General features: G+C 62.0%; 9 protein-coding genes. 8 read left to right on the forward strand and 1 reads right to left on the reverse strand.

Translation table 11 applies throughout. The annotated features are described in order from the left end of the window. Positions 1-1,896, reverse strand: a 1,896-nt coding sequence (locus SH809_19930; GenBank protein ID MDZ4701990.1) for a hypothetical protein, incomplete at its 3' end; no start/stop codon positions are given. Positions 1,897-2,314: 418 nt separating this feature from the next. On the opposite strand from SH809_19930, the gene SH809_19935 reads away from it, so the two are divergent. The 8 genes from SH809_19935 to SH809_19970 all read left to right on the forward strand — a co-directional run bounded on the left by SH809_19935 (position 2,315) and on the right by SH809_19970 (position 14,167). Then, on the forward strand, positions 2,315-3,532 hold the full coding sequence (locus SH809_19935) for an FHA domain-containing protein (GenBank protein ID MDZ4701991.1): 1,218 nt from the start codon (positions 2,315-2,317) through the stop codon (positions 3,530-3,532). 53 nt (positions 3,533-3,585) lie between these two features. Further along, the gene (locus SH809_19940; GenBank protein MDZ4701992.1) at positions 3,586-5,064 is read left to right on the forward strand and encodes an FHA domain-containing protein; all 1,479 of its coding nucleotides are present in this window, start codon (positions 3,586-3,588) and stop codon (positions 5,062-5,064) included. A gap of 31 nt (positions 5,065-5,095) precedes the next feature. Continuing rightward, positions 5,096-5,857, forward strand: coding sequence for a Stp1/IreP family PP2C-type Ser/Thr phosphatase (locus tag SH809_19945; protein MDZ4701993.1), 762 nt, complete (start codon positions 5,096-5,098; stop codon positions 5,855-5,857). A 100-nt stretch (positions 5,858-5,957) separates the two neighbouring features. Next, positions 5,958-7,982, forward strand: a complete 2,025-nt coding sequence (locus tag SH809_19950) for a serine/threonine-protein kinase (GenBank protein MDZ4701994.1) — start codon at positions 5,958-5,960, stop codon at positions 7,980-7,982. A gap of 83 nt (positions 7,983-8,065) precedes the next feature. Continuing rightward, a complete protein-coding gene (locus SH809_19955) occupies positions 8,066-9,085 on the forward strand; it encodes a CsgG/HfaB family protein (GenBank protein MDZ4701995.1) in 1,020 nt (339 codons plus the stop codon). 226 nt (positions 9,086-9,311) lie between these two features. Then, positions 9,312-10,376, forward strand: coding sequence for a FlgO family outer membrane protein (locus tag SH809_19960; GenBank protein ID MDZ4701996.1), 1,065 nt, complete (start codon positions 9,312-9,314; stop codon positions 10,374-10,376). Between the two features lie 193 nt (positions 10,377-10,569). Continuing rightward, positions 10,570-11,820, forward strand: coding sequence for a DNA repair exonuclease (locus tag SH809_19965; protein MDZ4701997.1), 1,251 nt, complete (start codon positions 10,570-10,572; stop codon positions 11,818-11,820). Beyond that, positions 11,810-14,167 (forward strand): AAA family ATPase, encoded by a 2,358-nt coding sequence (locus SH809_19970; GenBank protein MDZ4701998.1) that lies wholly within the window; start codon positions 11,810-11,812, stop codon positions 14,165-14,167. The genes SH809_19965 and SH809_19970 overlap by 11 nt, the downstream gene beginning before the upstream one ends. Positions 14,168-14,310: the final 143 nt, after the last annotated feature.

Below are 14,310 nucleotides of genomic sequence, written 5' to 3' on the forward strand. Positions count from 1 at the left end.
ATATTCATATCCGATAATCCCCACGTTCGGCTCCAGGTCCTCGAAGGTGAATCGGTTGGTATGCACGCGCAGGCTCGTCATCCGGTCGGCCGCGGCCGAGAAGTCGGGCAATGCGGTCAACTGGTTAAATTGGACGCGCAGGATTTCCAGATCGGGGAGTTCGGCGAGTTCGGCCGGCACCACGCCATCGAGCTGGTTGTCCGGGATATACAACTCGCGTAGCCGGGTCAATCCGCCAAATGCCGTCGGGATAGAGCCGGTAAAGGCGTTCGCGCCGAGGGCGAGGATCTCCAGGTTGGCGAGCTGGCCCAGCGCGTCGGGCAGTACGCCGGTGAAGTCGTTGCCGAACAGACGGAGCGTGGTGAGGGAGGCGAGGTCGCCCAGCGCCGGCGTCAGCGGGCCGGAGAGGGCGTTGTCGTTGAGCTCCATCACCTCGATCCTGTCGAACGTCCCGATCGCGGCCGGCAGGGCGCCAAAGAGGCCGTTATTGGGAAGAATGAGGCTGGTGACGAAGCCCTCGGCGTCGGTGGTGACGCCGTGCCAAGTGCCGAGCGGGGTGGACGTACCCCACCGGTCGTTGTCGGTCCATCCGGCGCCGTTGGTCGCGTCGTAGAGGGCGAGCAGCGCGCCGCGATCCGTGTTCAGGAGATCGTAAAAGTAGACGGCGCCCACATCCAGCACGCCGGTTTCACTTTCGTCGTGTCTGGAGGTGACGATGGCGTACCGCTCGCCGAGCCCGACGGCCTGGCCGTACTGGTCGTCCGGCTGGAGATCGCTCGGCGCAAGTTTGGTCGTCTCCAGCCAGAGCCCGTCGACCCGCTCATAGAGATAGGCGGCGCCGCGGCGGTCGTTGTCGTTCCGGGTAGTGACGAACAGGCGGTCCCCGTGGACGGCAACGGCATGGCCAAAGAGATCGCCGGCGATGCCGTCGCTGGCCGAGAGCCGGGCAGCCTCGATCCATCCGGCTGGTGTCCACTCGAATACGTACGCCGCGCCTGTGCCCTGGGCGACATCACGCGCTCCGACGGCGATTCGATCCCCATCGATGGCCACTACCTCACCGAAACTGTCGTCCGCCGCACGGTCAGACGCGACGAGCCGAGCCGTCTCCACCCAGGAATCTCCTTCGCGCTCGAAAACATAGGCGGCGCCCGTGTTCACGGCGCCGGCGTCCACATCCCGGGCCCCGATTACAGCCCGGTCCGCGTCCATCGCGATATACCAGCCGAAGCTATCGCCCTGGAGGCCATCAGAAGCCTGGAGCTTTTCCGAGAGGCTCCACCCGTCATCATCGCGGGTATAGACGTACACGGAGCCCGAGTTGACGCCGAGGTCGTCATCGTCCAGCGCGCCAATCATCACATATTCGCCGTTCGTGGCCACCGTGGCGCCGTATCTATCGTCCTCGGAGGCATCGAAAGCCGTCAGTCGGTCGGTCTGGACCCAGTTGTCGGTACCCACGCGTTCGAAGATATACGCCGCCCCGGTCTGTTGCCCCCGATACCGGGCCTCTGGCGCGCCGACAACGGCGATCGGCCCCGAGAGAGCCACGGCGCTGCCGAACAGGTCGCCGGCCACGGGACCCCCATCAGATGGCGATCCCTCAGGGAGGAGCTTATCTTGCTGGGACCACCCGGCGCCGTCGAACTGGAAGATATAGGCGGCGCCCGCGTCGAAGCCGGCCTCGTCGTCACGGAAAGCACCGACGAGGGCCGTGGTCCCATCGATGGCGGCAGACTCGCCCAACCGGTCTCGCTCGCCGGGATCGCTCGCGCGTACTTTTAATTCCAGGTATTGCCCGCGTACCGGTTGCAGCGCCCCCGTTCCGAGAAGCAACCCGAACGTAAGGAGTAAGTGGGCAGGCAGTGCATGACGAGAGGGCGGGCGTGCCAACATAAGGTACCAAACAAACGTGGGGCGCAGGGCGCTGGGGGAGGTCGATCGGGGGTATCGATGGTGGCGGTCTGCGGCCTGCGGTTTCGACGAAACCGGCGCTGTTTCAGGGCCGGCCGTCGAAAACGCGGTGCGTACGGCCTGGAAAATAAGACAAATGCGACAAAAGAACATTAAAGAGCGTTCCTTGATAAGAGGACATGGCGTACATCGTGCCCCCCACCCGGGGAGTAGTCCGTTACTTCTGGAGTTGACTTGATTTGGGTTCGCGGACAGCGCTACCTTTTGGGTTACCGGTTCGATACCGATGACGCGAATCGCATGGTCCACGGATTGTATGGCCCCCCCCAGGCTCAGAAGCGTATTTGGCGATGCCCATGCTCGCCCCCTCTTGTAGCGAACGCTCGTTTTGCGGTTAATTATGGCGGTAAAGCTCATACTCTCAAACAACGCTGATCCCAATCTGAGCGAAGAGTATCTCTTCGACCAGGAGCAGATCACCATCGGGCGGGACCAGGGAAACGACGTCTACATCGTAGATCCCACGCGCGTGGTCAGCAAAAGGCACGCGGAAATAAACCGCTCGTCGGACGGATTTGTGTTGTCCGATCTGGGCAGCAAGAACTTTACGTATCTCAACAACGCCCGCATCGAGTCCGGCAGAACCTACGCGATCGACAACGGCGACACCTTCCGGATCGGGGATTACGACCTGCACTTTGTCGTCATCCGCCCCGAGCCCGAGCCGGCGCTCGAGACGTCGCCCCCGATGGAATTCGATCGGACGATGTTCGACAGCGGATTCGTGAACCCCTTCGCAGAAGGCGCCGCGCTCCTCAGCCAGGCCATCGCCACACTGGTCGAGGCGTACGACCACGAATCGCCCTACCGCCGCGACGATGCGCTGCGCGAAGCCTTCGCCGACGCTCTCGACGCCCATCCCCACGACGCAAAGACCCGCATTGCGGACATTCTCGCGGTGTTTCGGGATCCCGACGCTACCGACCGCACCCCCGGGCCAGTGCCTGTCAGCTCAAACGGGCATACCGCCACGCCGGTGCCTCGTGAAAAAGCGCTCGCCCGCCGCTCCGCCCAGCCCGCGCCGTCCGACCACACGCCGCGCGTGCTGGAGGTTTTTATCCCTGTCATGGCCAGATTGCTGAGCCTTCCGTGGGAGTTTCGACACGAATTTGTCGGGCATACCATCGCCCAATCCCTTGAAACCGATGTGTTGTTCGGGAACGATAAGGAGCGGCTGCGGCGTTTCCTGATGGACGAGGCGCTGTCGGATGAGGAGATCGAGCGCCGGCTCGCCCTGGTGGAGGAGGGGGCGGACGATGTCGTGCTCCACCAGCTTGCCATGTTAGACGGTTACAAGGCGGTGGTCCAGCAGGGCATGCATATGATGCTCCGCGAGATTGATCCAAACGTCGCCATCGAGCAGCTTTCACATCAAGGCGGGCTGTATCGCACGTTTCCCAAACTCGCCCGGCTTGTCGCTTCCTGGCAGCTGGAGGAGAAATTTCGCGAATTGCGTGGGGAAGACTGGTCTGTCACAGAGCGTCGCGCCTACCGTCCGTCATTTATCCGCGCCTATTTGGCCCGGATGTCCGCCGGCGCCCGGAAACCGCAAGCCTGAACGCGGGTCCACTCCCTGTCGCCAAACCCGGAAGCGGGTGCTTTTACCTGTCGATGAAACGCAATAAAGACGCTAAACGGGCTGGTTTTCCACCCATCCAGGTGCGCATCCTTCAGGAGGATGCGACCCCGGTGGAACGCGTCTTCACGCTTCCGTTTCGCATCGGTCGGGATCGTGAGTGCGACATCCATCTTCCCCTTAAACACGTCAGCCGCACGCACGCGGAGATCAACTATACGAACCAGTGTTGGTGGATCCACGACCTGGAAAGCACCAACGGCATCCACCTCAACGACCGAAAAGTCCAGCACGCGCCCATCAACGACCAGGACATCCTCCTCCTGGGTAAAGAGGGACCGCAGATCCAGTTCCGATACGTACAGCCCGACGGATTCGGACACCATGGCGGCGGTGAAGCCTATGATACGGCCCAGCAAGACACTGAAAGCGGGCTTCGAAAAAAAGCCGTGTACTTTGTCGTCGGCATCGTCACGCTGCTGCTGGTGGGCGTCGTGTTTGGCAGCCGCCAGTCGGAGGAAAAACACCAGCGCCGCAGCGATGCCGAGCAATTGTTTTTCGAGATGAAGGCGCGGGACCGTTTGATCGCCGGCATTCGCTTCGACGCGGAGCCGGAGGATAGCGAAAGCCGTCTGCTCGAATTGATGGACATGGAGGCGGAACGCCGGCAGATGGCCGAGCGCTATAAGGGATACATCATCGAAGTCGGGCTCTATAAGGATCTCTCGGAAGTCGAACGCCTGATTTACAACGCCACCCGATTTTTTAATGAGAGCGAGTTCACGATGCCGGCTTCGTTCGTCGACGACGTAAAAGACGCCATCGATGTGTACTGGCTCGAAGAAAACCGACTCCAGCTCGAGCACGCGCTCGGCAAAGCGTCCAGCATGGGGTATACCTCGTACCTGGTGGATACCCTGGTGCGCAACGGGCTCCCGATCGAGTATGTTTACCTGCCCCTGACACTCAGTCTGTTTGATCTGGACGCCGTGGCGATGGTCGACGGTGAAGTCCGCCGCGGCATGTGGCTCATGGGCACCGACGCCGCCGCCGCGTACGGCGTGACCGTCGGTGTATATGCAGACATGGAGCAGATCGACCCGTCCGACGGCCGGCATAATTTTTACGAGTCTACCGCCGCGGCCGTCCGGTTGCTGCGCGATCTCTATTACGGGCCGGGCGAGCTCTCCGGGCTGGTGACCATGGCGGGTTACCTCGACCCGGCCGGCGCCTCGATTAATGTTGGCGATACGCTTGCATCGTCGCTTGGTGCGGCGTTTTTTCAGGGGGAACCGGACGACCCCGGTCATCGCAACTACTGGGCGCTCCTCGCACGAAGCGAGGTGGGAGGGGTTTCGGGAGAAGCCTCCGCGGCCCTCGCCGGTATTGATGGCGATGTCCAACGCCAGGTCGCCCGCGTAGTCGCCGCCGCCGTCATCGGCCAGGATCCTCCTCTCTTCGGCTTTAATTACCCTAACCCACTAGCGGACTACCAGAGCCGGCTCGCACGTTAATCCTCACTCAAATCCGCTTTCAGCGATCGACATGTCCTGGTGGAAACACAAACGACCGACTAGCATTGCGTACGGCGCCTCGACGCATGTGGGACGGGTACGCTCCGAGAATCAGGACGCGTACGGGTGTTTCCCCGAACAGGCTACGAATGGCCACGGCGACCGGATTTTCATCGTCGCCGATGGCATGGGAGGACATGCGGGTGGTAAAGAAGCGAGTCGCATCGCGATTCGTGAAGTCCCCGGAGCGTTCTTCGACACCGAGGGTCAGTCCGCCCACGATCGCCTCCGCTCCGCCTTCCGCCTCGCCAACGAGCGGATCTACGACAAAGCGCACTCCGAGGAAGGGTTCGAACGCATGGGCACGACGTGTACGGCGCTTGCCGTAATCGAGGGCGCCATCTGTATCGCCCACGTGGGAGACACCCGCGCTTACCGTATCGCCAACGAAGCCATTGAACAACTGACCAACGATCATACCCTCGTCGAAGAGATGCGTCGGGAAGGCGTGATCACGGCGGATGAGGCGCGCGTCCACCCCCGTCGCAATACCCTCACCCGCGCACTCGGCGTCGAACAGGCCCTCAATGTCGATGTCTACGATGTCGGGACCCTCACGCCAAACGAACGTTATGTGCTTTGCTCCGATGGCCTCGCCGGCGTTACGAGCGACGAACTCAAACAGCTCGTGCTGGCCTCCGATCCACAAATAGCCACCGAGAAACTGGTCGCGCTGGCTAACGAACGGGGGGGGCACGATAATGTGACCGTTGTGATTATCCACGTGACATGACACCCCGGCCGCCTGCCGTGGCGTTTCGCCCGGAGGCCGGGTTTTGCCCACACCGACTGCGCCACGCTGTCCCTCGATGGGTCGGCGCTTGTATGCATGCATGCACGACGATCAATCGATTTTAGGGACCGTTATTGATGACTATCGCATCCTTGAGGTCATCGGGCGCGGAGGGATGGGGATCGTCTACCGGGCGGAAGACGTCGCGCTCTCGCGTATCGTTGCCCTGAAGATGATCGCCCCGGAGATGGCCGAGAACGAAACGTTTCTCAAACGATTCCGCGCCGAGGCCCGCGCACTGGCCCGCGTCGATAGCCCGTATATCGTCGGCATCCATGCCATGCGTCACTCCGAACAACGGTTTTTTATTGTGATGGAGTACGTGGAAGGAGGCACCCTGTTCGACGAGATCGCCAGAGGCCCGATGCCGTCCGAAACCGTGGCGCCGATCGTCCGACAAATGCTCCTTGCGTTTTCAAACGCCCACCGAGTCGGCGTCATCCACCGGGACATCAAGCCCCGCAATATCATGCTCACGCCGGCCGGGCGCGTCAAGGTCACGGATTTCGGCCTTGCCAAGCTCCGCCGCGACGACGACGCCACCACCGCCACCCAGGGCGGAATGGCCGGCACGCTCCGCTACATGGCCCCGGAGCAGGTGCGCAATCAGGAGGTCGACCACCGGAGCGATATCTACGCGCTGGGCATGACACTGTATGAGATGCTCGCCGGCGTGTTACCCTACAACCCGGAAGAGGGCGCGTACGCCATCCTTAAGCGCATCGTCGAAGACCCCGTCCCGCCGCCAACCGACTTCCACGCGGACATTCCTGCGGGCTGGGTCCGGATCGTCGAAAAAGCCATCGCCAAGCACCCGGTGGACCGTTTTCAGAACGCCGAGGAGATGCTGGAGGCGATCGATGTCCTGATGGACGAGTCCGCGCCGGCGCCTCAGCCGCTGCCCGTTCAACTTCCGGCCGCGCCCCAACCGCATCCGCTCAGCCGAGAAGCCGCCGAAGCTCGCGCGAAGCTCTTCGCCTCGCAGGTCGGGGGACGCCCCGACGCCCCGCCCGTCCGGCCCGAACCGGGTCTGCCTGCCCGCAACGAACCCGCGCAACCCCGGCACATTGCTCCCCCGGCCGAAGCCCGCCTCTACGAGCCGCCACCGCGTGCGCCGCACCCGCGCCGCAAGCCGCCGTTTACGGCGCTCATGACCGGCATCGCGGTTCTCGCCCTCGCCGTCATCGGCTACCCGATCGTTCGTGCGATGTTGAGTGAAAAACCAACCTATCCGGTAGACCTGCCGGCGATCGCCGAGCCGGCCCGACTTTTGGTTTCTACCTCGCCCGAAGGGGCCCAGGTGTTTGTCGACGATCGCCCGATCGGTATCACGCCCCTGGACCCGCAAACGGCCAGCGGGCAAGTCCGCATCACCGCCCGCCTGGACGGATACGCCGAGACGGATACGACGGTGGTCGTGGAAGGTGGGGCGATGAACGTGCACCTCATCTTGACCGCCCTCGCGCGGATTCCGGAGGAGCCGCGGTCGGTGCGTCCGAGCGTCACCGAAGTGCCCACGGAGCCGCCCCCGGATATTCCGGAAACCCCGACACTCGGGACGCTTCGCCTCGACGTCGAGCCAGCGGGGGCGATCGCTGTCGTCGGGTTCGAAGAACGCGGTGGCGGAACACTCGAATTGCCGGCAGGGACCCATCGCGTTCGGTGCACGGCAAACGGGGTGAGCGCGGAGATGGAAGTCCGCGTTGACGCCGGCGCCGCAGAGGGGATTATATGTTATACCCAACACGAATTGACTATCGTCTCTCGGTACAATGGCGAGTTTACGTGGGCAAATATCCTGATGAATGGCCGCGTATTGCTCAATGAGGAGAATAATCTAGAGTCTACTCCATTGAGTGATTTTAAGCTATTGCCGGGCACCTATGGCTTCCACGTGTCTCGGCATGATTATCGTTCGGAAGAGGAAGAGATACGGCTCGATTTGCGACCTGTTTTCGACATGGAGGCGACCAGGCATCTACTTGAATTTAATCTCATCAAGGTCACCTCCGGCGCCCTACAACCCCGCCACTCATCCGGAAACTTTTCATCCCCCGATCGATAGGCACTGGACCTTTCCCCTGGAGCCTCTCTCCGTAACGACCCCTTCTTGTACGCACAACCTGCTTTCCCGGCACCCATTTCCCGATGAAACGACATCTCTTTCTGGCCGGCCTCTTCAGCTTTCTTTTGCTGAATACGGCCCTATTTCAAACGGTTCAGGCTCAAACGGCCCCGTTCGACGCCGCTCTCGCGGCCTATCAGGTCGCGGACTTCGATAAAGCCATCTCCCTGTTCGCCGACGTGGCGGATAACCAGTCGATCGATAAAGGCGTGCGCAAAGAGGCGCTCCAGTATCTGGGCCGCTGTTATGTCGCCAAACGACGCGAGTCGGACGCCCGCGCCACGCTCGAAGACCTGATCGAACTTGAACCGCCGATCATCGAACTGGACCCCGACATGGAGCCGCCGCCCCTCATGCGGCTCTACTACAACGTCCGCAAAGAACATGGCGACAGCTACCTCATTGAACGCCTCGATCCCGGGCTTCAGACCCTGGCGGTGGTCGATTTTGAGAACGCCTCGATCGACGACGCCGAACGGTTCGACGCGCTCTCCACGGGCCTCTCGTCGCTCCTGCTGAACCAGCTCAGCGGGGCCACCGGGCTCAAGGTCATCGAGCGCGAACGCATCCAGTGGCTGCTGGGTGAGTTGGACCTCCAGCAGGAAGCCGGCCGGGTGGATCCTGCCACCGCCGTCCGTACCGGCAAGCTCCTGGGCGCCAACGCCGTGCTTTTCGGCACGTTCATGAAACACGGGAAAGACCTGCACATTAGCGCCCGCCTCGTCAAGGTAGAGACCGGGGAGATTTTGATGACCGATCAGGTGCAGGGCAGGGCGGACGACTTCTTCGACCTCGCCCGTGAACTCAGCCTCAAGGTCGCGCAGGGCATCAACGTCACCCTCGCCGAAACGCCCGTGGGCGCCCGCACCGAAACCCGCTCGCTGGACGCCATGATGTCCTACTCCGAAGGCCTCGAACTACTCGACCGCGAGGAGTACCCCCGCGCCTACGCCAAGTTCATGGAAGCGCTGGACTTCGACCCTGCCTACTCCCGCGCCCGCACCAAAGCCGAAAGCCTCCGGCCGCTGCTGGCGATGAATTGAGTAGCGATTAGCGAATAGACGATTAGCGAATAGACGATTAGCGAATAGCGATTTGAGGTTATTCACATCAGCCCCATCGCTATTCACTAATCCCGAATCACGAATCGCTAATCAATTCCTCCCGCCGTCTACCACGAACTCTCCCACAGTCGCCATCGGGGGACTGGACGCGAGCGTATACTTTCCGAAGCCTCCCCCCGCCCCACGAGGTTCAATCGGAAACGTCATGCGCACGCTCGATCTTTTTCTGCTCACCTCCACTCTTCTGATCGCCGGCCTGCTGATCGCCCGACCCGTCAGCTTCCAGGGTTTGCCCGAAAGATCGGCGCCGGTGGACCCCACACTATTCAAAAAACAGCTCCGCGACGCGATGGGCGCCTATCAGGACGCCGACTTCGACCGCGCGATCGATCTCCTCGCCGAGCTGTCTTACAACCCCGAAGCCGGCCGCATGGTACGTCGCGACGCGCTCCAACTCCTGGGCCGCGCTTATGTCGCCCGCCGTGAGGATGAGGCGGCACGCCAGGCCCTGACCAGCCTGATGGATCTCGAACCGCCCCAGATCGAACTCGATCCGGACATCGAATCGCCCCATCTCATGCGCGTCTATTACGATGTGCGCAAAGCCTGCAACAAGGGCTACAGCCTCGAACACGTCGACCCCGGGATGAAGACCCTTGCCGTAATCGACTTCACCAACAGCAGCATCGACGACCACGAGCGGATGGAGCCGCTCTCGAAAGGGCTGGCCTCGCTGCTCATCAGCCAGCTCAACGGCGCGTCGAACCTGAAGGTCGTCGAGCGCGAACGTATCCAGTGGTTGCTGGATGAGTTGGACCTCCAGCAGGAAGCCGGCCGTGTCGACCAGCAGACGGCCGTGCGTGCCGGCAAACTGCTCGGCGTCCACGCGGTGCTCCTGGGTTCGTACATCAAACACGGGAAAGACCTCCTCGTAAGCGTCCGCCTCGTGAGCGTTGAAACCGGCGAAATCCTGGCCACCGAGCAGGAGCAGGGCCGAGCGGAAGACATCTTTGTGATCGCGCAAAGCCTCAGCCTGAAGGTCGCCAAAGGCATCAACGTCGCCCTCGAAGATACCCGCCTCGGCGCCCGCACTGAAACTCGGTCCCTGGACGCCATGATGTCGTACTCGGAAGGCCTGGATCTGCTTGAGAACGAAGACCTCCGCTCCGCCTACGAGAAATTCCTCGAAGCACTCGAGTACGATCCGACCTATACCCGCGCCAAACTCAAAGCCGAAAGCCTCCGCCCCCTGCTGGCTGTTGCCGGCTGATTGTCTCCGATTCGTTTCTCCGCATCACTCATCCCCGTCCTCTCTTCGGCCCGAGGAGAGGCCTGCTCGCGGTAGCCAGGCCGGCCGATAAAACCGCCGCCACCTTAAACCTGTAACCCGCAACCTGTAACCAATTCTGGGATCAATCCGCGCGCGAAGGCATAGACGTTAGACTCATCTCCCGCAACGACCTATGCATACGTTTCTCCATCTGGCGGATATCCATCTTGACGCCAGCTTCATCTGTCGTTCCCAATCGATGCGCGAGCAGTTGCGCAGCGAGTTGCTCGCGGCGTTTTGGAATGCGATTGACTACGCCATTCGAGAGCGTGTGCTGGCGGTATTTATCGTGGGCGACCTGTTGGAAGCCGATCATCTTTCCGTCGAAACCGAACTGTTCTTGCTGGAGCAATGCCGCCGGCTCGACGAAGCGCATATCCCCTGCGTCTATGTCTCTGGGGACCGGGACCCCGGGAGCCATCTATCACGCGCCTACGCGATGCCATGGCCGGAGAGCTTCATCTACATCAGCGCCAACCAGCCGCGCGTGATCGAACTGCAGGATGTGGACGGCACGCCGATCGTGCGACTCGTCGGCGCAGGCCATGAGGCCGGCACGGAAGGCGCCAACCTGATATCCGCCTACCCCGGCGCCCGCGCCGAAATCCCCACCTTCGGCCTACTCCACAGCGCCGCCGAAGGCGCCCGTCCCACCGGCAGTGAGCACCGGACGGCTGTTGTCGCCACGGCCTCGCTCCAACGCCTGGGGTACACGTACTGGGCGCTCGGTCATATGAACGCCATGCAACGCCTGGAAGCCGTCGGCAACGCCTGGTATCCGGGCAGCCTCATGGGCCGCAGCGCCGAAGAAACAGGATTACACGGCGGCCTGCTCGTGACCTTACAGGACGATGGGGCCGTCTCGGTCGCCTTTAAACCGTTTTCCAGGGTCGAATGGGTGCAGGTGACGCTGAGCGACCTCGTGCAGGTCACTGATTTCAACGCCCTGGCCCGGCTCGTGGAACAACCGTTCACCAGCACCATCGCGGCGGACGAGTCGATCCATATGCGCCTCGTCCAGGTGCGCCTTGAAGGTCCCTGCCCGATGGCGGACGCGCTGCGCAACGAATCCCAGCGGGAGATGATCGAAGAGAAGCTGGCGCGTTATTTGAACGTAAATGAGGTCGAATTACTCACGGAATGGGTCACGCCGGCGGTGGATGTGGAGTCCTATCGCGACGAGCCGCACCTGCTGGGCGAACTCATCACCATGATCAACCAGCTGCGCGAAGCGCCAGACACCCTGGAAGGTATCGCGCCGGCGTCGCTGGCCGGCCTGCAGGGCGACCCCGCGGAACGGCGCCAATACGTCATGTCCCTCCTCCGCGACATCGAGAGTGAAGCGGTCGTCCGCCTCCTCCAGGACAATCGTCATGCGCATTAATCGTTGCTCCATCAAGGCGTTCGGTCATTTTAAGAACGAGGAATTCACCGACCTCGATCACCCCTTCGTGGTGGTGCATGGCGCCAACGAAGCCGGCAAGAGCACGTTCTTTCAATTCATGCGCTCGATGCTCTACGGCTTCGAGAATACCGACCCGCAACAGCTTCTCTACGCCCCGAAAGACGGCGCCGCCATCGAGGGCGAGATGCGCCTGAAGATGGACGATCGGACGGACATCGTTGTCACCCGCTCGTTCGACGAACAGCCCCGCGGCCACCTGCTCAACGGGGTGCGCGACACGCTCGGCAATAACATGTTGCCGTTTATCGCGCATATCCCGCGCTCCGTGTTCGAGTCGGTCTATACCCTCGGGTTGTACGACCTCGTCCAGTTCAGCGGCGACACGTGGGAGCAGATCCAGGACCGCCTCCTCGGTGGCCTGAGCATGAAACACATCCGCCCCGCGCGCGAGGTGCTCCTGGCCCTGGAAAAAGAAGCCGGCACGTTGTGGCAGGGAGAATTGCAGAGCCAGTCCCAGGCCTCTCGCCTCGAAGTCCGCGAACGGGAGCTTCAAAAACGCGCGCAGCAGACCCGCCAGAAAGAGGAGCGCCTCCGCCGGCAGATGGCCGACCTCGAGGTGCTCGAACGCAAGGTGGCGGAGTTGGAAGAAGAACAGATCGTGATCAAGGCCGAACGCCGGCGCATCCGTCGCCTGCTCCCGGTTCATCGGCTCATCGATAAAATCGACACGCTCGACGCCCGCGCCGGCAATATTGCGCCGTTTAAGTCGATTCCCGAGGATCCTCGCGCCATGATCGACACGCTCAACGAGCAAATTAATAATGAGCGGGCGCAGCTGGACTACGCCCGGCGCGACATCCGTTTCGCCCGCGATCAAGTGCAGAAGGTAGCGTCGGACGTTCTCACCCGGCCGCTCAGCAAAGACATCATCGAAGCCGTCCGCAACTTCCCGGAGATCGAGTTTCGCCAGCACGTCTACGCCTGTCAGGAAGCCCTGGGCAGTCTGCGCGAGGTGAAGATGTATGCGAAGATGCTCGCCGTCCGCGTTTCTATCGGCAAGTCGCTCATTCCCTGGATCATCGCGATCATCGCCGCGGCGCTGTTCATCGTCTACGGGATCATGGAAGACAGTCCCATCCTGTGGGTGGGCGCCGGCCTGTTTGTGTTTGCCGGCCTGAAGGCCTTCGAAGTGGCCGTGCACAACCGCAATGTCGGGCTCGACGAAGGTGAAGAGATGCCCGTCGTCGACGATTTTGAAGTCGAAGCCGAAGAACACCGCGCCGCGATCTCGGAACTGCTCCGCAGCATCCCCGTGCCGGCCGTGCGCCTCGCCAACCCGGACCTCGAGCTGGTGTCGGACATGGAGAACCTCCGTTCAGCCTTGCTGGAGTACGACGAACATGTCCACCGCACGCACGAACTGGAGCAGGAGTTTAAGTCCCGCAACCAAACGGCCCTCAAGAAACTTAGCGCCATCGAAGAGCCGCTCCGCGCCCTCGGCGAAGGAGACCCTGACGAGGGCATCCACGAGCTGAAGGAACGCCGTCAGGCCGCCCGCCAGCTTGCTCAGTACCACGAAACGCTCGAGCAGGAGCACCCCGACTGGGTAGAGCTCAAGGCCGAGATCGAAGCTATCAAAAAGAACGACGGCTCGTGGACGTTCTCCGATGAAGATGTCGTCCGTATCGACGCGCGGATCGAGCAGGTGGAGAATGAACTGCGCGAGCGAAGCACCGAGCGGGCCGAACTCAAAAAAGATATTGAAGGCGCGCGCATCGAGCAGTCGGTGCCGCTCATTGAATCGGAGATCCGCCACATCCAGCTCCGTCACGCCGAGTTGCGCCGCCGGCGCGACCGCCTGTTCCTGCTCTCGAACCTGATCAAACAGGCCGACCAGCAGTTCCGTCTGAAGCACCAGCCCGAGGTCATCCGCCTCGCCGGCGACTACCTCGCCCGCGTAACCGACGGCCGATACGACCGCCTCGGGATGGACGAGGCCACCGGCCGCCTGGTCGTCTTCGCCGCCGGCGCCGAATCCGGCATGCCCGTTGGCCCCCCCCTGAGCCAGGGCACCATCGACCAGATCTACCTCTCCATCCGCCTCGCCATCATCGACCACCTCGACGACGGTAAGGAGCGCCTCCCCGTCTTCCTCGACGAAGTCTTCGTCAACTGGGACGCCGGCCGCCGCAAAAACGTCTACGGCATCCTCAAGAAGATGTCAGAGAGCCGGCAGGTCTTCCTCTTCACCTGCCACGACTGGCAAGCCGCCGAGTCCGTCATGGAACTCGACGCCCGAGAGATCCAGCTGCACGCGGCGGTGTGAGAGCTGGGCAGACTAGGATTCCTCCCGCAGAGGCGCAGAGGCGCTGAGTTCGCCAATTTGTGAGTTCGCCAATTTGTGAGTTCGCCAATTTGTGAGTTCGCCAATTTGTGAGTTCGCCAATTTGTGAGTTCGCCAATTTGTGA

Source organism: Rhodothermales bacterium (assembly GCA_034439735.1).
Classification (GTDB): Bacteria; Bacteroidota; Rhodothermia; order Rhodothermales; family JAHQVL01; genus JAWKNW01.

Excerpts from the sequence above, each read along its gene's own strand:
- SH809_19935 (MDZ4701991.1), top strand. The coding sequence starts at position 2,315 with ATGGCGGTAAAGCTCATACTCTCAAACAACGCTGATCCCAATCTGAGC.
- SH809_19940 (MDZ4701992.1), top strand. The coding sequence starts at position 3,586 with ATGAAACGCAATAAAGACGCTAAACGGGCTGGTTTTCCACCCATCCAG.
- SH809_19945 (MDZ4701993.1), top strand. The coding sequence starts at position 5,096 with ATGTCCTGGTGGAAACACAAACGACCGACTAGCATTGCGTACGGCGCC.
- SH809_19950 (MDZ4701994.1), top strand. The coding sequence starts at position 5,958 with ATGCACGACGATCAATCGATTTTAGGGACCGTTATTGATGACTATCGC.
- SH809_19955 (MDZ4701995.1), top strand. The coding sequence starts at position 8,066 with ATGAAACGACATCTCTTTCTGGCCGGCCTCTTCAGCTTTCTTTTGCTG.
- SH809_19960 (MDZ4701996.1), top strand. The coding sequence starts at position 9,312 with ATGCGCACGCTCGATCTTTTTCTGCTCACCTCCACTCTTCTGATCGCC.
- SH809_19965 (MDZ4701997.1), top strand. The coding sequence starts at position 10,570 with ATGCATACGTTTCTCCATCTGGCGGATATCCATCTTGACGCCAGCTTC.
- SH809_19970 (MDZ4701998.1), top strand. The coding sequence starts at position 11,810 with ATGCGCATTAATCGTTGCTCCATCAAGGCGTTCGGTCATTTTAAGAAC.